The organism is Metabacillus dongyingensis (genome assembly GCF_019933155.2).
GTDB classification, from domain to species: domain Bacteria; phylum Bacillota; class Bacilli; order Bacillales; family Bacillaceae; genus Bacillus_P; species Bacillus_P dongyingensis.
Map to the genome: position 1 here is coordinate 3,338,079 of NZ_CP082944.1, position 26,509 is coordinate 3,364,587.

28 protein-coding genes are annotated in these 26,509 nt (G+C 41.3%); all 28 read right to left on the bottom strand.

What is annotated here, in order from left to right:
* Positions 1-8 precede the first annotated feature (8 nt).
* Entirely contained in the window at positions 9-1,331 is a 1,323-nt protein-coding gene (gene aroA / locus K8L98_RS16435; RefSeq protein ID WP_223436271.1) for a 3-phosphoshikimate 1-carboxyvinyltransferase, read from the bottom strand.
* A 13-nt stretch (positions 1,332-1,344) separates the two neighbouring features.
* Entirely contained in the window at positions 1,345-2,457 is a 1,113-nt protein-coding gene (locus K8L98_RS16440; RefSeq protein ID WP_223436273.1) for a prephenate dehydrogenase, read from the bottom strand.
* 213 nt (positions 2,458-2,670) lie between these two features.
* The gene (gene hisC / locus K8L98_RS16445) at positions 2,671-3,753 is read right to left on the bottom strand and encodes a histidinol-phosphate transaminase (RefSeq protein WP_223436275.1); all 1,083 of its coding nucleotides are present in this window, start codon (positions 3,751-3,753) and stop codon (positions 2,671-2,673) included.
* Positions 3,754-3,808: 55 nt separating this feature from the next.
* On the bottom strand, positions 3,809-4,627 hold the full coding sequence (trpA, locus tag K8L98_RS16450) for a tryptophan synthase subunit alpha (protein ID WP_223436276.1): 819 nt from the start codon (positions 4,625-4,627) through the stop codon (positions 3,809-3,811).
* Positions 4,590-5,819: a tryptophan synthase subunit beta gene (gene trpB, locus K8L98_RS16455; RefSeq protein WP_223436278.1), complete on the bottom strand. Its 1,230-nt coding sequence runs from the start codon at positions 5,817-5,819 to the stop codon at positions 4,590-4,592. Before trpB ends, trpA begins: the two co-directional genes overlap by 38 nt.
* Positions 5,800-6,456 (bottom strand): phosphoribosylanthranilate isomerase, encoded by a 657-nt coding sequence (locus K8L98_RS16460; RefSeq protein ID WP_223436280.1) that lies wholly within the window; start codon positions 6,454-6,456, stop codon positions 5,800-5,802. Before K8L98_RS16460 ends, trpB begins: the two co-directional genes overlap by 20 nt.
* Complete coding sequence (gene trpC, locus K8L98_RS16465) at positions 6,449-7,210, bottom strand: indole-3-glycerol phosphate synthase TrpC (RefSeq protein WP_223436282.1); 762 nt, start codon at positions 7,208-7,210, stop codon at positions 6,449-6,451. The genes K8L98_RS16460 and trpC overlap by 8 nt, the downstream gene beginning before the upstream one ends.
* Entirely contained in the window at positions 7,200-8,219 is a 1,020-nt protein-coding gene (trpD, locus tag K8L98_RS16470; RefSeq protein ID WP_223436284.1) for an anthranilate phosphoribosyltransferase, read from the bottom strand. The genes trpC and trpD overlap by 11 nt, the downstream gene beginning before the upstream one ends.
* Positions 8,216-9,736 (bottom strand): anthranilate synthase component I, encoded by a 1,521-nt coding sequence (gene trpE, locus K8L98_RS16475; protein WP_223436286.1) that lies wholly within the window; start codon positions 9,734-9,736, stop codon positions 8,216-8,218. The genes trpD and trpE overlap by 4 nt, the downstream gene beginning before the upstream one ends.
* Positions 9,737-10,116: 380 nt before the next feature.
* A complete protein-coding gene (gene aroH / locus K8L98_RS16480) occupies positions 10,117-10,503 on the bottom strand; it encodes a chorismate mutase (RefSeq protein WP_223436288.1) in 387 nt (128 codons plus the stop codon).
* On the bottom strand, positions 10,500-11,588 hold the full coding sequence (aroB, locus tag K8L98_RS16485; protein WP_223436291.1) for a 3-dehydroquinate synthase: 1,089 nt from the start codon (positions 11,586-11,588) through the stop codon (positions 10,500-10,502). Before aroB ends, aroH begins: the two co-directional genes overlap by 4 nt.
* Positions 11,588-12,760: a chorismate synthase gene (gene aroC, locus K8L98_RS16490; protein WP_223436293.1), complete on the bottom strand. Its 1,173-nt coding sequence runs from the start codon at positions 12,758-12,760 to the stop codon at positions 11,588-11,590. Before aroC ends, aroB begins: the two co-directional genes overlap by 1 nt.
* 75 nt (positions 12,761-12,835) lie before the next feature.
* Entirely contained in the window at positions 12,836-13,609 is a 774-nt protein-coding gene (locus K8L98_RS16495; protein WP_223436295.1) for a CheR family methyltransferase, read from the bottom strand.
* A gap of 174 nt (positions 13,610-13,783) precedes the next feature.
* Positions 13,784-14,230, bottom strand: coding sequence for a nucleoside-diphosphate kinase (gene ndk / locus K8L98_RS16500; RefSeq protein ID WP_223436297.1), 447 nt, complete (start codon positions 14,228-14,230; stop codon positions 13,784-13,786).
* 101 nt (positions 14,231-14,331) lie between these two features.
* Positions 14,332-15,294 carry a heptaprenyl diphosphate synthase component II gene (hepT, locus tag K8L98_RS16505; protein ID WP_223436298.1) on the bottom strand — a complete coding sequence of 321 codons (963 nt, stop codon included), beginning with the start codon at positions 15,292-15,294 and terminating at the stop codon, positions 14,332-14,334.
* 141 nt (positions 15,295-15,435) lie between these two features.
* The gene (locus K8L98_RS16510) at positions 15,436-16,131 is read right to left on the bottom strand and encodes a demethylmenaquinone methyltransferase (protein WP_223436300.1); all 696 of its coding nucleotides are present in this window, start codon (positions 16,129-16,131) and stop codon (positions 15,436-15,438) included.
* A gap of 1 nt (position 16,132) precedes the next feature.
* Positions 16,133-16,939: a heptaprenyl diphosphate synthase component 1 gene (locus K8L98_RS16515; protein ID WP_223443522.1), complete on the bottom strand. Its 807-nt coding sequence runs from the start codon at positions 16,937-16,939 to the stop codon at positions 16,133-16,135.
* A gap of 114 nt (positions 16,940-17,053) precedes the next feature.
* Positions 17,054-17,281 carry a trp RNA-binding attenuation protein MtrB gene (gene mtrB, locus K8L98_RS16520; RefSeq protein WP_133310347.1) on the bottom strand — a complete coding sequence of 76 codons (228 nt, stop codon included), beginning with the start codon at positions 17,279-17,281 and terminating at the stop codon, positions 17,054-17,056.
* A gap of 18 nt (positions 17,282-17,299) precedes the next feature.
* Positions 17,300-17,866: a GTP cyclohydrolase I FolE gene (folE, locus tag K8L98_RS16525; RefSeq protein WP_223436302.1), complete on the bottom strand. Its 567-nt coding sequence runs from the start codon at positions 17,864-17,866 to the stop codon at positions 17,300-17,302.
* A 213-nt stretch (positions 17,867-18,079) separates the two neighbouring features.
* Complete coding sequence (gene hbs / locus K8L98_RS16530; RefSeq protein WP_029280242.1) at positions 18,080-18,358, bottom strand: non-specific DNA-binding protein Hbs; 279 nt, start codon at positions 18,356-18,358, stop codon at positions 18,080-18,082.
* A 526-nt stretch (positions 18,359-18,884) separates the two neighbouring features.
* Entirely contained in the window at positions 18,885-20,363 is a 1,479-nt protein-coding gene (spoIVA, locus tag K8L98_RS16535; RefSeq protein ID WP_223436304.1) for a stage IV sporulation protein A, read from the bottom strand.
* Positions 20,364-20,563: 200 nt separating this feature from the next.
* Complete coding sequence (locus K8L98_RS16540) at positions 20,564-21,286, bottom strand: hypothetical protein (RefSeq protein WP_223436306.1); 723 nt, start codon at positions 21,284-21,286, stop codon at positions 20,564-20,566.
* Between the two features lie 27 nt (positions 21,287-21,313).
* Positions 21,314-21,514: a DUF2768 domain-containing protein gene (locus tag K8L98_RS16545; RefSeq protein WP_223436309.1), complete on the bottom strand. Its 201-nt coding sequence runs from the start codon at positions 21,512-21,514 to the stop codon at positions 21,314-21,316.
* A 637-nt stretch (positions 21,515-22,151) separates the two neighbouring features.
* Positions 22,152-23,186, bottom strand: coding sequence for an NAD(P)H-dependent glycerol-3-phosphate dehydrogenase (locus tag K8L98_RS16550; RefSeq protein ID WP_223436311.1), 1,035 nt, complete (start codon positions 23,184-23,186; stop codon positions 22,152-22,154).
* 15 nt (positions 23,187-23,201) lie between these two features.
* Complete coding sequence (gene der / locus K8L98_RS16555; RefSeq protein ID WP_223436313.1) at positions 23,202-24,512, bottom strand: ribosome biogenesis GTPase Der; 1,311 nt, start codon at positions 24,510-24,512, stop codon at positions 23,202-23,204.
* Positions 24,513-24,675: 163 nt separating this feature from the next.
* A complete protein-coding gene (locus K8L98_RS16560; protein WP_223436315.1) occupies positions 24,676-24,867 on the bottom strand; it encodes a capping complex subunit for YIEGIA in 192 nt (63 codons plus the stop codon).
* A gap of 3 nt (positions 24,868-24,870) precedes the next feature.
* A complete protein-coding gene (locus tag K8L98_RS16565) occupies positions 24,871-25,761 on the bottom strand; it encodes a YIEGIA family protein (protein ID WP_223436317.1) in 891 nt (296 codons plus the stop codon).
* A gap of 1 nt (position 25,762) precedes the next feature.
* Positions 25,763-26,356, bottom strand: a complete 594-nt coding sequence (locus tag K8L98_RS16570) for a YphA family membrane protein (RefSeq protein ID WP_223436319.1) — start codon at positions 26,354-26,356, stop codon at positions 25,763-25,765.
* Positions 26,357-26,509: the final 153 nt, after the last annotated feature.

Here is a 26,509-nt window from a genome sequence, read left to right on the forward strand (position 1 = left end):
TGTCAGGCCTAAGCTAGACGGGCGCTTCCGCTTTTCTTATCAGCGAGCTGGTTTAAGTGTTCAAAAAATTGCGGATAGGATACATTGATTGCTTCATGACCTGACAATGAAACCTCTCCTTCTGTTATAAGAGCCGCAACTGCAAGCATCATACCGATTCTATGATCACCATGGCTTGATACCGATGCTGACGTTCTTAAGGCCTGCTTGCCCCGGATAATCATGCCGTCATCTGTAGGCTCAATATCTGCTCCAAGCTTCTTAAGCTCCTGCACAACCGTATCAATGCGGTTTGTTTCTTTCACCTTCAGCTCACTTGCATCTTTAATGATTGTCTCCCCTTCAGCTTGAGTGGCAAGCAATGCAATAACGGGAATTTCATCGATCAATCGCGGAATTAATTCTCCTGATATCACTGTTCCTTTTAATTCAGACGCTGAAATCGTTAAATCCGCAACAGGCTCATGGGCGTGAGATCCTTTCTCTTTAATCGTTAAATCTGCACCCATTTTTTTAAGAACTTCAATAATCCCTGTTCTGGTCGGATTGATCCCTACATTTTTCAGCGTAATGGTACTGTCTGGAACAATTGCACCTGCTACTAAGAAAAAGGCTGCAGAAGAAATATCACCGGGAACCTGAATGGATGCAGCCTTAAGAGACTGACCGCCGATAATCTCTGCTGATCGATCATTTTCCTTCACTTCAACACCGAAAGCTCTAAGCATTCTTTCCGTATGATCTCTTGATTTATGAGGTTCTGTTACTCGCGTTTTTTCATTTTTTGCCTGCAGCCCTGCAAGCAGAATAGCAGACTTAACTTGAGCGCTAGCTACAGGTGATACATAGTCTAATCCTTTAAGTGTGCCTCCGCGAATGGAAATAGGCGTATAATTGCCGTTTTGTCTGCCATCAATAGATGCACCCATCTCTCTTAGAGGATCAGTGACACGTGTCATCGGCCTTTTAGCAATTGATTCATCGCCGATGATGCAGGCATGGAACGGACGTCCTGCTAAAATGCCCAGCATTAGACGGGTAGTTGTACCTGAATTGCCTACATCCAATAATTCTTCAGGTTCCCTTAGAGAATCAATTCCTTTCCCTGAGACTTTCACCTTCGCTCCGTTCTGTTCTATTTCAACGCCCATTTGTCTGAAGCAGGCAATAGTGGATAAACAGTCTGCTCCAGCAAGGAAGTTTTCAATAACTGTCTCACCATTTGCAAGAGCTCCGAACATGACCGCTCTATGCGAAATGGATTTATCACCGGGAATGGCAATTTCGCCGCTTAACGTCTCTGCTCTTCGCAATTTCTTTTCATTTGACATGCTGATCACCTCATTAACTGAAAAATGTTTTGTAGTCTGTATGTTTCTCGATGCATTTTTGAGCCCGTTCACGGTCGACATCCGTCTGAAAGCTTAATCTCAGCACACCATAAATCTCTTCGCGTGTTTCAATAATCCGAATGTTCGTAATGCTGATTTCCTCTATTGCAAGGTAACCTGTAATTTCAGAAATGACCCCGGGATAATCCGGAACGTCCACATATAAATCGTAAAAAGAAGGAATCGCGCCTTTCTCTCTCTCCGGCAGGCCATCTCTAAAATCCTTAGCTTCCTGAAAATACGAAAATAATGCATCTCCGTCAAGTTCATCTACAAGCTCTCTGACACGGTCCATTTCGTATCGCCAGTCATCAAACAAAGCAAGAAGCTTCTCTTTATTATGAAGAAGTATATCTCTCCACATTGCAGGGCTGCTTGATGCAATCCTTGTGATATCCCTGAATCCGCCGGCTGCCAGACGTTTTATGACAGGATGATTGTCTTCAAATCTTCCTGCCTGGTGAACAAGGCTCGCTGCGACGATATGCGGAAAATGACTGATGATGCCAGTAACCTCGTCATGTTCAGCTGGAGTCATTTCAACAAAATGAGCCTTTGTTCCTTTAAGAACGTGCTGAAGGATGCCAATCGATTCCCTTGAGGTATGCTCCATAGGTGTCAGGATATAAAAGGCATTTTCAAAAAGGTGGGCTTTTGCCGCAATAACACCTGATTTATGTGATCCGGCCATCGGATGTCCGCCAATAAACTGCACATTGCCCCCGAAAACAGAAGCTGCATGATTGCTGATTTTTTGTTTTGTGCTGCCTACATCCGTAATAATGACACTTTCTTTTAATGAAAGTGAACTTAATGCGGCGATAATAGACAAAGTCTGCTCAACCGGTGTAGCAAGAATAATTATATCGGCTGTCTCTATGCCGTCAAATTGATCTGCGGCTATTTCATCAATTACAGTCAGAGTCTTTGCGATTTCAGTCTGGCTTTGATTAATATCATATCCGGCAATCGTTATGGCAGGAAACTCCTGCTTTATAGCAAGAGCGATAGAACCGCCTATTAACCCTAATCCTACTATATGTATTTTTTCGATCTGCTGTTCCATTTCTTATCACCTTCAGCTGCAGTATGTATAGGAAAAGCGTAATCGCCCATTTAGCTCGGGCATGATAGATAATTCCGGCAGAAAAGTCCGGGTCTGATGAGTTTTTGACGGATTTGTTCTGATTGAGAAGTTGGGCGATCGTGCTAGACATCAAAGTATATAATGATATTTCCTATAGTTATAAGAAAGAGGTGATTAAGATCACCTCTTCTTTTATGAAATCAATTCTGTTAAAATCTGCAGAATCTCTTCGTTTTGTTCTTTCGTTCCGATCGTGATGCGGATAGACGTCGGAAATCCGAGTGCTTTACCGGAACGGACGATATAGCCTTTTTCCAGGAGCGCCTGAAATACTTCATCAGCATCGCGGTTAAAATCAATCAGAATAAAGTTTCCTTCTGAAGGATAGTAGGATAGACCGTGTTCTTTGCTGAATTGATAAAATTGTTCGAGACCCTGTTTATTTTTTTCTGCACATTGTTTAATGAACTCCTGGTCACTTAAAGCATGCAGAGCTGCAGTTTGCCCTAAACGGTTCGTATTAAAAGGCTCTCTTGCAGGTTCGATGCTTTTGATTAACTCCTTGTTCGCAATTCCATATCCGACGCGGAGTGCTGCAAGACCGTATGCTTTTGAGAATGTACGCAGAATCATGACGTTTTTATATTCTTTGATTAATGGCAGCGTTTCTGGAAAATCAGAGGCTGTCACATATTCATAATAAGCTTCATCCAGAATAACCAGCACATGATCAGGAACCTTATTCAGAAAAGCATGCAAAGACTGCTCGTTAATATAAGTGCCTGTAGGATTGTTAGGTGAACAGAGCCAAATGACCTTTGTTTGTTCATCAATTGCTGCAAGCATGGAGTCAAGATCGTGATTTCCATTAATCAGCGGAATTTCCTTAATATCTGCGTCTTCGATGACGGCATTGTGGCGGTATTGAGGAAATGTCGGTGTTGCCATCACTGTGTTTGTCCCTTTTTTCAAAAATGCCCGGCAAATGATCTGAACAATTTCATCGGATCCATTTCCAAAAATAATTTCGTTTTCCTCTACTTTTAAAAAACGTGCCAGTGATTCACGGAGCTGTGCACTGTAGCCGTCTGGGTACAGTGCAAGCTGATTCAGTTCATCCTGAATCGCTTTTTTCGCACGTTCTGAGCTGCCGTATGGGTTTTCGTTGGAAGCGAGCTTCACAATGTGAGTTAAGTTATATTCTTTTTTTACTTCTTCAATTGGTTTTCCCGGCTGATACGGTTTTAAGTTTGTAAGTTGATCTTTAATTTGCATGAATGGACACCTCTTCTGTTATAAAAGCGAAAACTTTATTCGCTTACTGCTCATTTCATCCTGTTCTTACTTTAGCATCTGAAACAAATGAGCCAGCTTTTTCTTCAAACTCAAGCAGCGCAGCATCCAGTGAGTCAGCCACTTTCAATTTTGAAGATAACCTCTCTATTTCTTCTATTAATGCGCTCCCAACAACAATTCCGTCACATACCTTCGTCAGTTCATCTACATGTTCCCTTGATGAAACACCAAAACCGACAACAACAGGGACTGAAGCTTCTCGGGTTACCTCACTCAGAAAATCGAAAATGCGCTGATCAAACGTCTTTCTCGAACCCGTTACACCTAACGATGAAACACAGTATAGAAAGCCTTCAGCACTTGAAACAATTTTCTTGAGCCGCTGCACAGAAGTAGGGGCAACCATTGAAATAAAAGTGACTCCATGCTGCTTGCAGGACTCTCTTAACTCCCCGCTCTCCTCAAAAGGAAGATCTGGTATCAGCAGTCCGTCTATTGTGTTTTTCTCCGCTAAAGTAAAGAAGGATTCTTTTCCTAATTGTAACACAGGATTATAATACGTAAAAAGAATTATTGGAATAGTTAGACCTCTTTCACGCATGGAGGGTACAAGTTCCATGGCTTTTACAATATTCATTCCTTCTGACAGCGCTCTTTGTGATGCCCTCTGGATGACAGGCCCGTCCGCAAGGGGATCTGAATATGGGATGCCGAGTTCAATAGCTGCAGCTCCTGCTTTCTGAAGAGTAAGAGCGAGCCCGATTGTAGCTTCGCCATTCGGGTCGCCTGCTGTAATAAATGGGATAAATAATTTCTTATTTTGTTCCAGCTGCTTCTGCAAGTATTCCTGCATTCTTATCGCTCCCTTCAAGTGAACTCATTAGTGTATGAACATCTTTGTCTCCGCGTCCTGATAGACAAATGAGCAGTGTTTCGTCCGAATCCATTTCCTGCGCAAGCTGGAATGCTTTTGCGAGAGCATGAGCAGTTTCAATAGCCGCAAGAATTCCTTCTTCCTTGGCTAAGCAGGTTAAAGCTTCTAATGCCTCATCGTCTGTTACACTCTCATATTTCACTCGGCCGGTGTCTGCAAGGTGCGCATGTTCAGGTCCTATTCCAGGGTAATCAAGCCCTGCAGATATAGAATATGGTTCAATAATCTGTCCGTACTGATCCTGCAAAAGGTACGTGAGTGAACCATGAATAACCCCTTTTGTGCCTTTAGTGATTGTTGCAGCATGAAGAGGTGTATCAACGCCTTTACCGGCAGCTTCTACTCCTACAAGGTCTACATCTTCTTCAATGAAGGCTGCAAACATGCCGATCGCATTGCTTCCTCCGCCGACACATGCAACCACTTTATCAGGAAGGCAGTCCATTCGTTCAGCCAGCTGCTGCTTTGCTTCTTCTCCTATTACTCTTTGAAACTCTCTGACCATTTGCGGATAGGGATGAGGCCCGACTACTGAACCAATCATATAGAAATGATCCTCGCAATGCTGAACCCAGTATCTGATCGCCTCGTTTGTAGCATCCTTCAGTGTTTTATTGCCGCTGTGAACAGGAATGACTTCTGCCCCGAGCAGTTTCATACGAAAGACATTGAGCTGCTGTCTCATGACATCTTCTTCACCCATAAAGACTTTGCATTCCAGTCCAAACTTTGCTGCAACCGTTGCTGCCGCAACACCGTGCTGGCCTGCACCAGTCTCTGCAATAATCTTTGTTTTCCCCATTTTCTGTGCAAGCAGGGCTTGCCCAATTGCATTATTGATTTTGTGGGCGCCAGTATGGTTAAGATCCTCGCGTTTCAAGAAAATTTTTGCTCCGCCAAGTTTTTTCGTCACGTTTTCGGCATACGTCAATGCTGTAGGTCTTCCGGAATATTCAATTAGAAGACGATGATATTCATTCATAAATGCAGGATCTGCCACCGCTTCTGCAAATGCCTCTTGCAGCTCCTCAAGCGGCTGCATTAACGTTTCAGGTACATACTTTCCTCCAAATTCTCCGAATCTGCCAAATTCATCTGGAAACTGATACATGGTGATTCACCCTTTCTTCAAGCCTTGTCAACAAGGTCTCATCTTTTTTTCCGTTTTGTTCAATCCCGCTTGAAATATCGATTCCCGGCGGATATAGTCCCAGCAGCTGATGAATATTGTCAGGTGCAATGCCTCCTGCAATGAAGAGCGTTTTGTTTAGCTCTTCAGCTGCCTGTATATAACACGGCACTTTTGACCAATCAAATGTCTGTCCAGTTCCTCCAAATGCGTCTTTGACTTTAGAATCAATCACAAAGCCGTCCGCTGCTTCTGCATATTTTTTCATATCAGACAGTGTTCCCTCGTAATGGGGCAATGCTTTCCATACTCTCTTATTAAAATGATGTTTGATATTAGCTATGTCTCTGACTGTTTCTGAGCCGTGGCATTGAATGACATCAATTGGAAGATTTTTCATTATATCTTCTATTTCATTCAGGCTGGCATTTACAAAAATCGCAACTAACTGTTTCTCCTTTATATCAACCGAATCAAGCCATTCTTTTACTTGATGGGCTTGCACCCTGCGCTTACTTTCGGCAAAGATAAGTCCGAGATAGTCTGCATTTGACTCGCTTGTCATTTTTAAATCTTCCAAAGAACGATTTCCGCACAGCTTAATCAAAGGCCTATTCATTTTCTTCTCCGTACAGGGCTTTGATGGCAAATGTTTGATCATTCTCCCGCATGAGGGATTCTCCGACTAAAATGGCATTAGCGCCTTCTTGCTGAACAGTCTTTACATCTTCAAATGTAAAAATCCCGCTTTCACTTACAAGCAGTGTATCTTTTGGAACGGATCTGCTTATCGTCTTTATTTGATGGATATCAGTCTTAAAGGTTGAAAGATCTCTATTATTCACACCAAGTATTTCTGGGGTGAACTCAGGCAGAAGCTTTTCCAGAACTGCCAGAGAATGCACTTCCACTAAAACATCCATGCCCAACTCATATGCATGCAAATACAGTTCGTGCAGCTCTCTTGCTTCAAGTGCCTCCCCTATTAAGAGGATGGCATCTGCTCCTATATTCTTGGATTCCTGAACTTGCTTGTGATCAATAATGAAATCCTTTCTTAAAACAGGGAGACTGACTTCTTTCTTAATTTCAGCTATAAAATCACGATGACCCTGAAAAAAGCTTTCATCCGTTAAAACAGAGAGACAATCTGCTTTTCCAGCTTCATATGCTTTTGCAATTTCCACCGGATGAAAGTTTTCTTTAATGACCCCTTTAGAGGGAGATGCCTTCTTTACTTCTGCAATTAAAGCCGGTTTTCGGTTTGATTGCTTCAGGGCATTGTAAAATGACCGTTCAGAAACGTTTATTCTTTCAGGAATAGTAAGCGAAAGGACTTCTTCCCGTTTCTTTTCAAGAATTTTAGTAAGCATATTGCTCCTCCTTCTTACTTTGAAGACGGGCGAGCTGACGATAGGCTGTGCCATTTTCGATTGCGTCCGCCGCTTTTTTCACTCCATCAGCAAATGAATCAGTCTTGCCTGCTATATATAAAGCAGCACCAGCATTCAGTGCAACAATGTCTGCTGCTGCCCCTTCGCGTTTCCCCTTGAATACATCGAGAATTAGTTTTGCGCTTTCTGCAGGACTCTCAACCTGGATATCTTTTAATTCGCCGCGTTCAAGACCCATCTCTTCAGGGGTTATTTCATAACGGTCAATCTTGCCTTTTTTCAGTTCAACAATATCTGTTACACCTGTAATGCTGCATTCGTCAAGGCCATCTCTTCCGGTTACAAGAAGAACATGCTCTGAGCCAAGTTCGCGAAGGGCATAGGCTATTTTCTCTGCATACTCTGTAGAAAACACCCCCATCACTTGGCGCTTCGCATTAGCAGGATTTGCTAATGGACCAAGTAGATTAAAGACCGTTCTAAAGCCAATTTCCTGCCTTGGACTTACGGCGTGCTTCATTGAAGAATGGTAGATTGGCGCGAACAGAAAACTCATATCATAAGTCTGCAGAGCGAGCTTCGCTTCTTCCGGTGTTGTTTGAATGGAGATTCCAAGCTGTTCAAGCACATCTGCACTGCCGCTTTTTGATGAGATTGCGCGATTGCCGTGTTTTGCTACTTTTGCTCCGAGAGAAGATGCAAGAATGGCTGATGCAGTCGAGATATTAAATGTCGATGCCCCATCTCCCCCTGTACCGCACGTATCAATCAGATCCTCTGCATAATCAATGCGGGTCATATGCTGTTTCATTGCCTTTGCAAAACCGACAAGCTCGTCAACCGTTTCGCCGCGGAATCTTAATATGGAAATAAAACTTGCGATTTGGCTGGAAGTGGCTTTTCCCTCCATTACTTGATTCATGGCAGCAGTTGCTTCTTCTTCTGTCAGCGTATGGCCTTCAATGCATTTGCTGAGTAATGTTTTCATTTTTGAGCCTCCTCCTTTTTGCCAAACACTTTTTCAGCAAGTTCAATCGTTTTGATTAAGGCACTTGCTTTATTTCTCGTCTCTTTCCATTCAAGTTCTGGCTTTGAATCAGCTACTATTCCAGCTCCTGCCTGAACATAGGCTTTTCCGCCCTGCAGCGCAATCGTCCTGATCGTAATACATGAATCTATATTCCCGTCAAAGCCAATATAAGCGATGCACCCTGCATAAGCGTTTCTTGCTGTTGGCTCAAGCTCCTGCAGAATCTGCATGGCACGGACTTTCGGGGCACCTGATACCGTTCCTGCAGGGAAAGATGACAGCAGGGCATCAATTGGATGTGTGCCGGTTTTTAATTGGCCGGTCACCTTTGAAATTAAATGCATCACGTGTGAAAATCGTCCGAGCTCCATTAACACCGGGGTTTTGACTGACCCGTAATCGGCAACTCTCCCAATATCATTTCTTGCCAGGTCCACAAGCATATAATGCTCTGCTTTTTCCTTTTCATCGCTGCGCAGATCTTCCTCAAGCCGCAGATCCTCTTCTTCTGTCTTTCCGCGTTTTCTGGTCCCTGCAATCGGGTGGATTTCCAAGTAGCCGTCCTGCACGTAGATCAGTCTTTCCGGAGAACTGCCGATCAGCTCAGTCTCATCAAATTTAATGTAGAACATATAGGGCGAGGGATTCACGACCCTCAGCATTCGATATAAATCGAAGCCTTTGGCCGTAATCGGCACTTCAAATCTTTGAGAAAGAACTCCCTGAAAGATATCGCCTGCTTTGATATAATCTTTGATTTTTTCAACTGAATTCAGAAAATCATTTTTTTCAAAATTGGAGCTTACTCCTTCGAACGAAACAGATGCCTGATCCATCGGAGAGAGCATCAAATCATTGAAGTCTCTTTTTTCGGTCAATTGTGAGATCAGCTGATTGATTTTAGCTTCAGCAATCTCATAGACTGCTCGCTTGCCTGCTTCTGATTCTTTTCCAGATAGACGTTCGTAATGAATAAAAGAGAGTGTTTTATCAATATGATCGAACGCTATCATCGTATGGCAAACGAATAATAAGCACTTTTTAAAATTTAAATCTTGATTGTCATGCTTTTGAACTCGTTCAAACATCGTGACAGAATCATATCCTAAATAGCCTACGGCTCCCCCTGCAAAAGGAATATCAAGATCTGGAAGCTTTACTTTTAAATAGCCGTCCATCCAGAGGAAGATTTCTTTCAAAGAAGATGATTCATAGATTGTTTTTCTTTGCTTGGATCTCACACAGTAACGGTCATTTTCTTCCTCAATGAACAAAAAAGGATTTAAACCAATAAATGAATAACGTGACCACGACGATTCTTCATCTTTGCTTTCTAATAAATACACCGCTTCATCTTCAAACACTTTGAAGAGCTGAATAGGGGTGAACGTATCAACTTGAAAAGATTTAATAACAGGTATTGTTTGATAGCTTATACTATCTTGTTTAAATGAGGCAAAATCGGTATGAAACATAAGTACTCACTCCTCCAGCATTGTGGAGAATAAGTATTTAGGAGGTTTTAAGCGGAAACGCTGCGGTAAAAAGAAAAAACCCAAAAACAAAAAATCTGTTTTTGGGTAGTCTTAACCGTAGCGGAAAATATAAAAGACCTCAGCTAAACTCATTCTCGGCTACCCTAAACTCATGCTAAACTAATTCCTTTTTGACTAAACTGATTTGACTCTCTCACTATACTCATCTAACGAACTGGAACATATTAGAAGCTTTCTTCTAATTTCTATTCTTGGGGTTTATCTTAATACACATGCTGTTTTCTGTCAACGAAATGATGGTGCCTCCGAAGGGACATTTATGCTCATCATAGTTAACAGATAAACTGATCTAGGGGCACTCATTTAAATGCTGATTTTATTCTTTCATCTGTTAAATCAGGTCTTAACACAATCGCTTTCCCCTGATAAACATGCTTTACTTCTTTTTGTTTTAGGCCGGTCTGCACTGTCATCATGACCCTGATGCACTTTTCAAGACTTCCTGCTACAGGGATTTCCTGCATGCACATGACAGGGACATATTCCCAGCCATCAAAGTTTCGCAGAGCTTTTGCTGGAAACACCGCATCTAAATCCCCTGTCATTGAGAGCAGGACAGATGCGACATCTTCAGGATCTACATTGTTTTTTTCAATCATTTCTAAAACCAGAGCTTCAGTTGCTTTGATGATTAAAGCTTCATCATTAAGTTCAACTGTTGCAGCCCCTCTAATTGCACGAATCAAACTGATCCCCCCTGTCTCCATGTTTCTAGCAAGTATTTTAATTGATCTCTTTCGAAAGGAGAAATTTCTGGTGCTCCGATCGTTCTTAACAAAACCATTGTGATCGTTCCGGAATGCGACTTTTTATCTTTTAGCATTCTGCTGATTAACGCATCAGTAGATAAGTTTTCCGGAACTTCAACCGGAAAGCCTAATTCTTTAAACCACTTTTTGATTTTTTCATAAGGAAGATTCAATTTATAAACTCTTCCGCTTAGCCAAATCGCAAAAAGCATACCTATGGCAACACCATCACCGTGGCTGATCTTTCCATATCCTGCTTCTGCTTCAATCGCATGTCCCAGGGTATGGCCAAAGTTCAAATGAGCTCTCACACCAGTTTCCTTTTCATCTTCTTTTACGACTGCCGCTTTTACACGAATACCTTCAATAATTAGATGCTGAAGTTTTTCATCAATTAGATCATTAAGAACAGAAATTTCAGCAGTCAGCCAATGATAGAAATCAGCATTTCCAATCAGTCCATGCTTAATTACTTCAGCAAAGCCAGAACGAAGCTCATGACCTGGCAATGTTGATAAAAAAGCCAAATCATAAATGACCGCACGGGGCTGATAAAACGCACCGATCATATTCTTTCCTTCTGGATGGTTAATGGCGACTTTTCCTCCAACGGCACTATCGTGTGCAAGCAGAGTAGTCGGAAGCTGAATAAACGGGATGCCTCTCATGTATGTTGCAGCAGCAAAACCAGCCAAGTCACCGATGACTCCTCCGCCGAATGCAAGAATGAGAGATTTCCGGTCAAGTCCAAGTTTAAGAGCGAATGATTGAATATTATAATAAGATTCAAATGATTTATATTCTTCCCCGCTAGGTACAATGTAGACTTCCGTCTTGTAAGAACTCCTCAGTAAATTCAGCAGCTGTTTACCATACAGGCTTTGAACAGCTGAATCAGCAATAATCAGGATGCTTGTAGGCTTAATTTCCCCAATTTGCTCAACCAGCTTTGTTTCAATGATATTTCTTCCTACTGAAACAGGATATGATCCGGATGCAGTTTCAATAAGCAAATTCTTCATTAGAACTTCCTCGCATACTCGCGCATTTCCTGAACGTGCTCACGAATCGAATCCATCCGGTCTGAACCGAATTGTTCAAGAATCGCATTTGCAATTTCCCATGCCACAACTGCTTCAGCGACAACACTTGCAGCCGGGACTGCACAGCTGTCAGAACGTTCAATACTTGCTGAAAATGGTTCTTTCGTTTCAATATCCACACTTTGAAGCGGTTTATAAAGAGTTGGTATCGGCTTCATGACCCCTCTGACCACAATCGGCATGCCAGTAGACATTCCGCCTTCTAAACCGCCTAAACGATTTGTTTTACGGGAGTATCCTGTCTCTTCACTCCAAATAATTTCGTCATGTACTTCACTGCCAAATCTTCGGGCTGCTTCAAAGCCAATACCAAATTCAACACCTTTAAAAGCATTGATGCTTACGATGGCTGCTGCAATTTTCGAATCAAGCTTGCGGTCGTAATGAACGTAGCTTCCTACGCCTGCAGGCATTCCTTCAACAATGACTTCCACAACACCGCCAATAGAATCGCCGTTGCTTTTTGCATCATCAATGGCCTGCATCATTTTCACTGCAGCATTCTCATCCAGGCAGCGAACAGGTGATTCCTCTGTGACCCGCTGTAACTCTTCTATTGAAGAATACTCTGTTTTTTCAGCTTTTATGGATCCTATTTCCACTACATGACCTGCCACTTTAATGCCAAGTTCTGCCAATAATTTCTTTGCTACTGCGCCTACCGCAACTCTTACAGTTGTTTCACGCGCAGAAGATCGCTCAAGCACGTTGCGTATATCACGGTGACCATATTTGATGGCGCCGTTTAAATCGGCATGACCAGGCCGCGGGCGGGTAATCTGGCGTTTAATATCTTTTTCTTCGCCATCTTCTAAAGGCTCTATGCCCATAATATTCGTCCAATGTTTCCAATCATTATTTTCAACTACAAGTGCGATTGGAGAGCCGAGTGCTTTTCCATGACGGATTCCGCTTGTAATCTGAACCTCGTCCTTCTCAATCTGCATTCTTCTTCCTCTGCCATGTCCCTTTTGTCTGCGCGAAAGATCGAGGTTAATATCCTCTGCAGTAATTGACAGCCCCGCCGGCACTCCTTCAACAATAGCGGTTAACTGCGGTCCATGTGATTCTCCTGCTGTTAAGTATCTCATCTAAAGCTCTCCCTTCAGCGCACTAACGCTTTTAAGTAACACTATACCATATGTATGAAAAATTGAATAGAAAGTTTACAGCTGTATTTTCCTGTAAAAAAAAGTTCCTGCTGATTCAAGGTCATATTGATGACTGCAGAAAATTTGTTCTGTACTCCCTATAAAAAAGATTCCCCTGTTTTTTAAAGCTTTTGAAAACTTGTGATAGAGCAAATTTTTTGCTTCTTCTGTAAAATAAATCAGCACATTTCGGCAAACGATTAAATCAAATTCGTTTTCAAAAGGGTCTGAGAGCAGATTGTGTTTTTTAAATTTTACCGTCTCAATAATTTCTTTACTAATTTGATAGCCTGCCCCATCCTGAGCAAAATATTTGCGTTTCATCTCTTCCGGCAGCTCAGAAAGGCTTCTTTCGGGATAAATTCCAAGCTTTGCTCTCGCTATGACATTTTCATCTAGATCTGTCGCCAGGATATGAATAGACCGAAATGGCAAATATTTTGACAGAATCATCGCTATCGTATAAGGTTCTTCACCGGTTGAACAGGCTGCACTCCATATTTTCAGCGGGCGGGATCGGTTTAGCATAGCAGGCAGCAATTCAGTCTCTAAAAGATCCCAGCGCTTTTTATTTCTAAAAAACTCTGTTACGTTAATCGTTATTCTGTCCAAAAGCTCATAGAGCAGTGACTTCTCTCTTTTTATTGCTGAATAATACTCTTTAAAATCCTTATATCCCCTTTTCAAATAAAGAGAGGTGATTCTTCTTTTCATTTGTGCCTCTTTATAAAAGGCAAGATCTATTCCTGTTAACTTTTTAAACTCTTTCTGAAATTGAATATAATCCATCTTTCTCAACTCTCCTGCGGAAATTCCCCTATGTACAGTATATCGGAAATTGTTAGATTCTTGTGAGGTACAGATAAAAAAATCTGAAAACTTATATAGATTCGCGAGAAAAGTTTTAAAAGGAGGGATATTTGAATATGGGAAAAGCCAGCATCTCTGCTGGCTTTATGCGGATTAATAAATCCAATTATGAATATCTTTGTCGTATTCTACTAATTCTTCTTGATTGAAGAAAAGGTTAATTTCGCGCTCTGCACTCTCAGGTGAATCGGAACCGTGGATAATGTTTTTCCCGACGAATAAACCATAGTCGCCTCTGATTGTACCCGGCAATGCTTCGGCTGGTTTTGTTTTCCCCATCATTGTGCGTGAGATCTCAATCACATTTTCCCCTTCCCATACCATAGCGAAAACTGGTCCGGAAGTTATAAAATCAACAAGTTCCCCAAAGAACGGCTTCCCGTTGTGTTCTCCGTAATGCTGCTCTGCGAGTCCAACTGGGATTTGCATTAATTTTGCCCCAACTAAATGTAAACCCTTACTTTCGAATCTTGAAATAATTTTTCCGATAAGCTGACGCTGAACGCCATCAGGTTTAACCATCATAAATGTTTTTTCCATCTTAATTTCTCCACCCCGCGATTGTTATGTATGGGCTTTCATGCCCCATGGAAATCGTATCATTTTTTCACTCTTTTCGCAATCGTATGGGGCAGGGGAATTTAAAATTTTCTTTTTCCAATATATTTTGCAATATTGGTTAAGGCAGATCTAGCTCTATTTTTCGGCAATTGGTTTAAAATGCTGAACCCTTTCTGAAGATACATGTCACTTACTTGGATGGACCGCTCAATTGCATCGGAAGTTGAGATGGCATCAATAATGTCCGCCATTTCCGCATGGGTCGCATCACTAGTTACCTTGCTGATTTTCTTTTTTAACTCGGGATTTTCCATTGCATAAAGAACGGGAAGGGTAATGTTGCCCTGAAGCAAGTCTCCGCCAACTGGCTTTCCAAGCTCTTCTTCTGTAGAGGTAAAATCGAGAATATCGTCTGTAATTTGAAAGGACATTCCTACATAATAGCCGAAAAGAAATAATTTTTTATGTATGGATTCAGGAACACCGCCGGCAATCGCTCCAAGCTGACAGCTGGCAGCAATCAATAACGCAGTTTTCCGTTTTATGCGTCTTAAATAAACACGCAGATTCTGGTCAAAATCATACTTGTCTTTTATTTGTTCTATTTCACCAAGCGAAACTTCAACAATCGTTTTTGAGAGGATCTGATGAGCCGCAATATTTTCTAAAGATGTCATAATCTCAAGAGATCTTGCAAATAAGTAATCCCCTGTATACATTGCAATGCGGTTATCCCACTTTGCTTTTATTGTCGGTTTCCCGCGTCTGAGCTCGGCGTCGTCAATCACATCATCATGCACTAAAGATGCCATATGAATAATTTCTAGAGCGATGGCCACTTTTTTTACTTTATCGATATCATATTCGCCAAACATGGCGGAAAGCAATACAAAAACAGGGCGGATGCGCTTTCCCCCTGCCTGAAGAAGGTGAAGCCCCGCCTCGCTGAGCAGAGGCTCTGTTGAGCTTACCGTTTTTTCAAGTTCCTGTTCAATCAGATCAAGATCTGCATTTAAGAACGAATACACCATTTTAAATTTCATTCAATTCACCTAAATACTCGCATTTTTAAAACATGGCTGTTTCATAATATTGTTGTGATTCATGCATGAATATGTCCGAAGTCTTTCCATTATAGAAGCAGACCGTCAGAACTATAAACAAAGCTAAAATAAGTGCCTAAATCATTTACAGCCGAGATGCATAGCCGCTACTCCGCCTGTAAATGGCTTCACTTCCACATCTTTTAAACCAGCATCTCTGAACATTTGTGCAAGTTCCCTCATTCCGGGAAAATCCCTTGCTGATTCCTGCAGCCATGAATATTCATTATAGCTTTTAGCAAACAGTTTTCCAAAAACAGGCATCACAAATCGGAAGTAACCATAGTAAAGCTGCTTAAATCCGATCATGGTCGGCTGTGAGGTTTCAAGGCAGACTACTTTTCCGCCTGGCTTTACAACACGGTGCATTTCCTTAAGCACAGTCATATAGTCAGGAACATTCCGAAGTCCAAATCCAATCGTAACATAATCAAACGTATCATCTTCAAATGGAAGTTCCATGGCATTGCCGTGAACTAATTCAATATTGGAGTAATTTTTTATTTTCTCTCTGCCAATCTTCAGCATATTGTTGCTGAAATCAAGTCCAACTGCTCTGCCCTTCTCCCCAACTGCATCAGCCATAGCAATTGTCCAGTCAGCTGTACCGCAGCAAACGTCCAGGGCAATCGAACCTTGTTTGACATTCATTCGTTTCATTGTTTCCCGGCGCCAGGCAATATGGCGCTGAAAACTGATAACCGAATTCATCTTATCGTAGTTTTTATATATTTTTTCAAATACAGAATGAACTCTTTCCTCTTTCGACTGCTGCATTTCATAAACCTTCTTCCGCGAGCGTAGTATACCTTATATCTTGATTGTACTTGAATGATTGCAATCTTGCTAATAAGACTTTCTGCAGAGAAGACGGCTGCTGAAAACAGCTTTCTAAAAGGTCGGCTGTCTCTTCAAAATAACGGTTGCAGAACTCTTTTAAATACACACCGGTAAATTCGATTGTGCCGATATTTTTCTTTTTTTTCTCCAAATTTTTCATGATGGATAAGGACTCTGCGCTGTATCTGTTTTTCTCAAGCGTCAGCCGTTTGTAAGACAGAAATTTAGTCGTCAGCTTAGAGAATAATCCTGCCTGAAAATAATCAGAAACATGCTGAAAAAGAGCTGTTTCTACTTTTATTATACTTGCAACGAATGAATCAAAATCACTTACAGTCTCTTCGTACAGGCGAATTTTATGTTCGTTAATCTCTTTTATTGCCGTTGCTAACGTTCGAATCATTCCAATGTCCTGCATTTCTGATAATAACGCGTAATACAGAGCGCTGAAGTAGTCTCCTGCAAGAACAATGAGCTGTCTTTGCATGAACTCTTCTTGCTTTAAATGAACGGAAGTGGATACTTCATCATGAGTATCAAGGGCAATTTGCACAAGCATCGCTGTAATTATGTAGTTCTCTTTTTTTTCATCTGGAAGATCAATCTGATCGAACAAAGCATAGAAGAGGAGCAGTTTATCTTCATCAATAACAGGAGAAGGTATATATTTTGCTAAGTATGGATGAGTGAGCTTTAAGTGTAACGCGTCTTTTATCTTAGCCATTTGTACATAGATGTCTTGCAAATGAATCACCCTTGTCCCCATGTAAATAGATATTTTTTCGAAAAAGCCAGCAACAGCAACAAACATTTACAGCTGAATACTACTCATTATACCATATCTGCAGCCCTCAGAAAATTATCTTCTGGAGTCGCTTTCTATTTCTCCGTAGCTTGTTTGAATAATGGCTTTCCCTCTTATCTTAATAGCAGATGTGTGTTCTGTAAATTGGGCAATCATTACCTCGCCTTTATCCAGCTTCTCTGAATGATGAAATCTAGTATCCGATCCGCGGGTCAGACCGATGACATTCACTCCATCCTCTACTGCTTTTATCACTAAAAAATCATTTGTGTTGTCTTTCATATGTTCACCCCCGAACCCTTATTCTTTAATAAATGATAATACTTCAGCTCTTGCTGCAGGATCTTTAACAAAAACACCTCTGACAGCGGATGTGATCGTTTTGCTTCCCGGCTTTTTGACTCCGCGCATTGTCATGCACATATGTTCAGCCTCTACAACCACCATTACGCCATGCGGTTCTAGAGAATCAACAATGCTCTCTGCAATCGTCGAGGTAATTCTCTCTTGAAGCTGAGGCCTTCTGCAAACTGCTTCCACAGCTCTGGCAAGCTTGCTCAGCCCTGTTACTTTTCCGCCTTTTGGTATGTATGCAATGTGAGCCTTTCCAAAAAACGGTACCAGGTGATGCTCACACATCGAATAAAATGGAATATCCTTGACTAACACTAGTTCTTCATGGTCTTCTCCGAACACCGTTTTAAAATGTTCTTTTGGATCTTCGCTAAGTCCAGAGAATACTTCGGCATACATTTTAGCAACACGTTTGGGAGTATCAAGAAGCCCTTCGCGATTTGGATCTTCCCCGATCGCCTCAAGTATGAGCCTTACCGCCTCTTCGATCTGCTTTGTATTGATTTGCCCCATAAATATCCTCCTAAAAAACAATATATTTGATACAGATTCTAGCATAGGTAAGAGATTAAAAGCAAAGAATGATGTATCTTGTGAAGTTTATAAGAGAGAGGATGTCAGGCTCATGTCTGCAATTTGTGCCAAAACAAAGGAAAAGCCCCTATAAAAGGGGCTATCCATAGCATTGTGTATGTAATTTATGCATCATACACGGGTAAGAGCACATTATTTTCCAGCAACAGCGTCTTTAAGAGCTTTACCTGGTTTGAACGCAGGCACTTTGCTTGCTGCGATTTCGATTTCTTCGCCAGTTTGTGGGTTGCGTCCTTTACGAGCCGCACGCTCACGTACTTCGAAGTTACCAAAACCGATCAATTGTACTTTATCACCGTTTTTAAGTGCATCCAAAAGTGTATCGAAAACAGCATCAACAGCTTTCGTTGCATCTTTTTTTGATAATTCGCTAGCTTCTGCTACCGCGTTGATAAGTTCTGTTTTATTCATGCCTTTCACCTCCTCCCAAAGATTGATTGTTAAGCAATAAAAGCATTCTGTTATTTTCATTTCTTCACAGATTATGCAGAATCTATACATGATAGATAAGCATTTTACTGTTAACACGCTAATCTTATACGATTAACGGCTATAATTCAATGATTTTCCGCATGAATATTGGGTTTCTAGGAAGAATCGACCAATACAGAAAATAATTTCTGATAGTAGATTAACATATCCTTTTTCGCTAAGCAAGGAGAAACCTTTATAAAACCTATATAAATCAATAAGTGAAGGTGCTTTCAGCGAACGTGCATTCCCGCCCGGAACTTATTTTACAAAAAAATAATAGAAGATGCAAATATTATTTTGAAATATGTAAAACTTATTAAAAACACTAATACATATTGAGAAAGAAGTAAACATTAATTTTATTAAAATAAAATTTTGTAAGCTGTTTGTCATTGAATTGAAAACTATTTTTAAAGACAAAAGATGACCACTTTTTTTGTGGTCATCTGTTCTCTTGCCTATTCTATAGGATAATCGCGATTAAACCGCCAGATCCTTCGTTAATAATGCGTTCAAGCGTTTCTTTCAGCTTATATCTGGCATTTTCAGGCATTAATGAAAGTTTTGCCTGAATTCCTTCTCTTACGATTGAACTCAGACTGCGTCCGAAGATATCGGAATTCCAGATCGACAGCGGGTTATCTTCAAAATCCTGCATCAAGTATCGAACCAGTTCTTCACTTTGTTTTTCTGTTCCGATAATTGGAGCAAACTCTGACTCCACATCCACTTTAATCATATGAATCGATGGGGCCACAGCTTTTAACCGAACTCCGAATCTTGCACCCTGCCTGATAATTTCCGGCTCATCAAGGCTCATGTCGCTGAGTGCAGGCGCTGCAATGCCATAGCCAGTTTGTTTTACCATTCTAAGTGCATCCGATACTTGATCATATTCCGCTTTCGCATAAGCAAAGTCCTGCATAAGCTGCAGCAAGTGATCTTTCCCCCGGATTTCTACTCCAACAACCTCTTTTAAAATTTGATCATATAAATCATCAGGCGCATACAGGTCAATTTCAGCAATGCCCTGCCCCATTTCAATGCCTGCAAGGCTTGCCCGGTCAATGAAATCATATTCACTGAAATATCCTACCACTCGATCAACATCTCGTAGCCTTTTAATATCCTGAACCGTGTCTTTGACTGCTTCCTGATAGCTTTCCCGCAGCCAGTGATTGTCGCGGAGAACCATTACCCAGCTAGGCAGATTCACATTTACCTCAAGCACCGGGAATTCATACAGCGCTTCACGGAGAACGTTCATGACATCTGTCTCGCGGATACTTTCCACACTCATCGCAAGGACCGGAATGTCATATTTTTCACTGAGCTGTCTGCGGAGTGTTTCTGTTTCAGGATGATACGGCTGAACCGTATTAATAATCATAATGAAAGGCTTTCCGACTTCCTTTAATTCCTCGATGACCCGTTCTTCAGCATCAATATAATCTCTTCTTGGGATTTCGCCAATTGAGCCGTCTGTCGTAATGACGACACCGATAGTTGAATGCTCCTGAATCACCTTGCGGGTGCCGATCTCAGCCGCTTCATGGAAAGGAATCGGCTCCTCATACCACGGAGTATTGATCATTCTCGGTCCATTTTCGTCTTCATACCCTTTTGCTCCAGGTACTGTATAACCAACGCAATCTACCAATCTAATATTGACGTCAAGTCCCTCTTCAACATGGATTGAAACCGCTTGATTCGGAACAAATTTAGGCTCTGTCGTCATGATGGTTTTTCCAGCAGCACTTTGCGGCAGCTCATCCTGCGCACGTGCCTTATCTGCTTCATTATCAATATTCGGAAGCACGACTTGCTCCATGAACTTTTTGATAAAAGTAGATTTGCCTGTTCTTACTGCTCCCACTACTCCGAGATAGATATCGCCGCCAGTGCGCTCTGCGATATCTTTAAAAATATCTACCTTTTCCAAGTGATCCCCTCCCGATCATAGGCTTCTTGGGTTATTGACCGTCTGCTTCTTCGTGTTTTAGGACACTATATATTTATGACGTTGTCCTATTTATTTATGACAGTGATCTGAAATTTTTTTCATTTCATTTTTCTTATATGATTTTAAAAAATGAAAAACCCTTCTTTCAGAGTTTATTTCTCTTAAGAAGGGTTCATGACTTATTTATCTAAAAAGACAGGTTCATTTTTTTCATTGACTGTATAAGGCAATGAAAATGCAGGTACAAACGGAGAATCCTCGATCAGGAGATTGCGTATGTCTTCACCTTTTGCGGCTGCATTTTTCTTTTCACTTAGTGCTTTGTACAAATCAATGCGGTAATCAACGTATACTTCCCCTGTATTATCAATGACAAAAGGCAGTGTTTCGCCCGAATAAGGGCTTACAGCATGAGGTGCTTCCTCATAGCCAAGCTTCTTGTAGTCCAGGGTAAACACGTTTTCAGCTACAACCTCTTTATAAGGCGGATAGCCGCCGCTCGATGCTTTATACACATTTAATCTCGTTTTTAGATCACGTATTGCTTCTGAGATTCTGAGGTCAATCAGTTTTACCGTCGGGTTTTCCTCCACATCAACAAGCACATACAAATAAATTCCGCCGCTTTCATAGGATGTTCCAGGCTGTTCAGCCATGTATTTAGGCACTAACTGGGCAAAATCAACCGGGTATTTCTGATAAATAGGCGTTTTCATATCTCTTGTTTTGATCGGAAGCAGTCCTCCGGAATCTTCTTTAAAACGGTCAACCGTATTTTGAACTCCTGCAATCTGATCTTCATAGGGAACCTGATTCTGGCTTAGCTCCTGATCAGGATACAAGCAGCCTGAGAGCATTGTCATAATTAAAAAAACAAGTAACAAAGTAGCAAGCTTTTTCATAAAAATCTTCCTTTATAGTGAAGTTCTTTATTCATTAACAGGCCCGCTGAAAACAACGAATACAATCAACAACCCTGCTAGAATCATAAAAAAATAAGCAATTGCAGCAAAAGCAATTTTTAAAAACCCTTTCATTTTAAATCTGCTGAAATAGATTGATATAATCGCAACAAACATAAACCCCATTGAAGCGAGAGCAATCCACATCTTCATCAACGCTGGACTCATTCCCTTACCTCCCCTTATTATCCGAAAAATATTATATCACAAGAAATGCGGAATCGCCTGTTTACTTAGAAAAGCGGAACCGACTGCTTAGCTCCGACAGACAGATAAGGAGCAGACTGGAAAGTCCGGGTTTGACTTTTCAGGCTGATCCGTTCTGGCCGAGGAGTTAGGAGGTGGAGCTGGACAATATGTACATTTTAGCTGAATTCTCAAGAGCTGATTACCATAAAAGGTGAATCAGCAACTTAGCCGATCCTTTGCTTCTCTATGTATACCGCACTTCCAATAAACACAACGGCTTATCCCTTTTCATAACAAAAAAAACCGAAGTAAAGAGGGGGCAGCTTTACTTCAGCCATGTTTTTGCTTCGGACTAATCGAAACCCATTGATTAGAGCAACTCATAATTTACTACGATGCATTTTATGCGAATTTCAGAGCATTTGCATCCTCTAATGCCTATTTTTGTGGATAAAGTAAGCCATTTTAATGGGCAGAGAGGAAACGTAAGTATGTGATTCAATGCTTTAGTGTGATTCACGCATTTGCACCTAGTGGTCCGTTTCATGAGTAAGATTGTTATTCTTTCACAAACTCAAGCTATTCTATGCATTCCCCGGCCCTTGTGCCACAAGAGTCAACTGCGATTTTCACTAATATTCACAAGATCTTCCATTTCGTGTGTTTTCACTCTGGCCATGAGGGAATCAACGGCATCTTTTACTTCTTTATCGTTGAATAAGACATCATACAGAGCTTCTGTAATCGGCATTTTCACTTCATATTTTTGGGCAAGCTGATAGGCTGCCTTTGTCGTTCTGACGCCCTCTACGACCATGCCCATATTTTCAAGAACATCCTCAAGCTTTTGGCCTTTTCCAAGCAAATTACCTGCTCTCCAGTTTCTTGAGTGAACACTTGTACAAGTTACAATTAAGTCACCTATACCTGTGAGACCTGAAAACGTTAACGGATTTCCGCCCATCATACTGCCTAGACGCGCTATTTCAGCAAGACCTCGCGTAATAAGAGCTGCTTTGGCATTATCTCCGTAACCGAGACCGTCTGTGATACCTGCTGCAAGTGCAATGATATTTTTCAGTGCTCCGCCAATCTCAACTCCTATGACATCAGGGTTTGTATACACTCTGAAATGCTGATTCATAAATAAATCCTGAATAAGCTCTGCTGCTTCAAGGTTATCGGAAGATGATGTAACCGTTGTCGGCTGTCTCAAGCTCACCTCTTCAGCATGGCTTGGCCCTGATAAAACCACTACATCCTGAAGGAGGTTAACAGGCACTTCCTCTTTAATAATATCAGATATGCGCAGGAGGGAATCCGGCTCAATTCCTTTGCTAACATGGACAATCGTCAATTTATGATCGATCACTTTTATGACATCCTGAAGAACTTCTCTTATTGCTTTAGTCGGAACAGCCAAAACCGCGATATTTACTGAATTCAGTGCTTCAGCTAAATCTGTATATCCTTTGATAGCGTCTGAAAGCTCTACATCAGGCAAATATTTTTGATTCCGGTGTGTTTCATTAATTTGCTGAATCAGCTCTTTGCGATGCCCCCATAGTCTTACTTCGTGATTATTATCTGCGAGTACAATACTAAGCGCTGTTCCCCAGCTGCCTGCACCAAGAACGGCAATTCGTTCCATCCCTATTCACCCCTATTATTTTCTGGCTCTTGCGAAAATCTTAATTGGCGTGCCTTCAAAACCAAATGCATCACGGATTCTGTTTTGCAGGAATCGCTCATATGAAAAATGCATTAATTCAGGTTCGTTAACAAAAATAGCAAATGCCGGCGGCTTAACAGCAACCTGTGTAGCATAATAAATTTTCAATCTCTTGCCTTTATCAGTAGGCGTAGGATTCATCGCTACAGCATCCATGATGACATCATTCAAGACGCTTGTTTCAACACGCAGAGAGTGATTTTCACTGGCCAGAATGATTTTTGGCAGCAGTGTATGGATGCGCCGGGTCGTTTTTGCCGACAGGAAAACGATTGGAGCATAGTCCAGGAATAAGAAATGCTCTCTAATGTTCGTTTCGAAATCTTTCATTGTTTTTTCATCTTTTTCAACTGCATCCCATTTATTCACGACAATTACGACTGCACGACCTGCTTCATGTGCGTAGCCTGCAATTTTTTTATCCTGCTCGATAATGCCTTCTTCCCCGTCAATGACAACTAGAACGACATCTGAACGATCGATGGCTTTTAGGGCGCGGAGAACACTGTATTTTTCAGTGGACTCGTATACTTTTCCCTTTTTTCTCATGCCGGCAGTATCAATAATAACGAAATCCTGTCCTTCATACCGGTAGCTTGTGTCAACTGCGTCCCTCGTTGTACCTGCAATGTTGCTCACGATTACACGGTCTTCTCCAAGGAGTGCATTCACAAGCGAAGATTTACCGACGTTTGGACGTCCGATTAAACTGAACTTGATTGTTTCATCATCGTATTCTTCCGTCACAATATTTTTGAAATGCTCTGCAACTGCATCAAGCAAATCTCCAAGTCCCAGACCATGTGATCCTGAAATTGGGAACGGCTCTCCAAATCCAAGTGCATAGAAATCATAGATGCTGGCTCTCATTTCAGGGTTGTCCACTTTGTTTACAGCAAGTACAACCGGCTTTTTGCTGCGGTAGAGTATTTTTGCCACTTCTTCATCTGCAGCGGTCACACCTTCTCGTCCGTTTGTCAGAAAAATAATAACATCCGCTTCATCAATCGCAATTTCAGCCTGCTGACGAATTTGAGCTAAAAACGGCTCATCTCCAATATCAATTCCACCTGTATCAATTAAGTTAAATTGATAGTTCAGCCATTCTCCTGAACTGTATATTCTGTCTCTTGTTACTCCTGGTATATCTTCGACGATTGACACACGCTCGCCAACGATTCGATTAAAAATCGTCGATTTCCCGACATTCGGTCGGCCGACGATTGCAATTACCGGTTTAGCCATAGCAATCTTTCCTTTCAACTTGCAGTTTATGTATTTTAATGCGGGCAACATATAAGTTCATATCTTACATTATAAGCTTTCCCTTTTCATGAAAGAAACCCTTCTCTATTTTCGGGAAGGGCTTAACTTTTATATATTAGCAGAGTTTAGCATGTTGTACAACTCAATGCTTTACAATAATGTACAGGTCTTCGCCAATTCCGTGAGCTATTCCATCTAAAATCGCTTCTAGATTTTTTGCGTAAAAATCCATTTCTTCTTTTGTTTTGACTACAAAGACGGCTGTTCCGCCTGTTACTTTCTCAGGGCTTGTCGTTACCGCTGCCAGAATATATTTTTCGAGTGATGTGTTCACTTTTTAAGACCTGCCTTTTTTATTCGCCTTGGATTCACTTGGCATTCTAATTGCATTTTCAAGCGTAGGAACTTCTCCAATAACCGTTTTAGCAAGCTCAATGTCTCCTCCTTGCGGAAGGACAAATACACCTACTCTTCCATCATCCAAATCACGTTTAGCAAGCGGAACCAATGATGGCTCACCAGAATCGCGATGCACACCAAGAGCTGTGGACACATCGTGCAGAATCGCCTGTCTTTGGCCAAGATTTGCAATGGTCGTTCTTGCATTGTAATTTTTCGGAGTCAAAATAAAGCCCATGCCATATTTCAATACAGCTTCCTGCTTTTCAGGTATCCCAATATTCATTATATAAATGTTATCAATATATAAACCTGCGCCTTCAAAATGAGGTTCTTTATATTCAATCTGGACGATATCCTTCATTTTGCTGCCGGCCATTAGTTTTTTTGAAATGATCAGACATATTACACCTGCTGCGAGAGCTGCCCAAATGTTAAAAACTAAATACGCAAAGGTAGTCGTTAATGAAGTAAAAATCACAAGGTAATTTCTGCTTTCAAAGGCAACGGCAATTCCCTCAATATATGTGTTGCCTCTGGGAACAAGCTCATATCCGTCCAGCTCTGACAGAGTATTCCGTTCCATATTTCTGACTTCTCTGAATTGCGAAGCAGCAAGCGTGAGAAAGGTAATCGCCGTAAATTCTTCCTCCATTATTGCCGGGATGGCAATTGTGCCAAGACCGGCTGCAATAAATCCCAAAGCAACATGAATTATTTTACCGTGCAGATAGGTAGGGTACTGCCTGTAATCTGTTCGGAGCATATACAATCTTGAAATAACCCCAAAAGCAACACCGAATAAAATCGGATAAGTATACTCATTCATATTAAGCCTGCTTCCCCTTTGCTGATTTTTGAGCCTGCTGATTAAATGACGCCATAATTTGTTCTAAATAAGTCCACGCACATACGATAAAACATCCAATCGCAGCCATATTCAAGTAATCAGCTGTTCCGATTGTTAATCCATCATGAAATTTACCCAGGATAACCCAGAACAATAATTCACCCTGGCTCATGGAGAGGACCAGAAGCCCTATACGTTCGGGCATACTTTTCCCCAGATAAATTGCTAATATACTGATAACACTGATAATGACAAAAAAACGATCGACTATAAACCATACTGGATCAAAAATTTCGAATAAATGTATGCCTGCATAGGCACTGGTTAACGTCATCACAGAAAAAAAGTGATAAACCTTCCGCTTGCATTCCGAAGCTAAATAATACCCGATGCATAGAGCCAGGATAAAGGAAACTCTAAGCGAAAAAGAAGAAACCTCTATAAACATTTCTCCAGATGCTATGCATACTAAAATAACGGCTGATATCATTGTTCGCCTTATAGATTTTTTCAGGAAAAAAGCTGCGATAATCCAAGCCCCCCACAAAATCCAATAATAAAAGACATTTTCCACCATTCTCACTCCTATTCTTACCATTATGGGTGGATTCTTTGATCTTTAATCCGCTTATTGATTGAAAAGGGCTGTTTATACCTAGAATTTTTTCCTGGATGATAGAATGCTCTATCACAAAATTGAATTCATGGAGAATGGATGCTTGAGTCA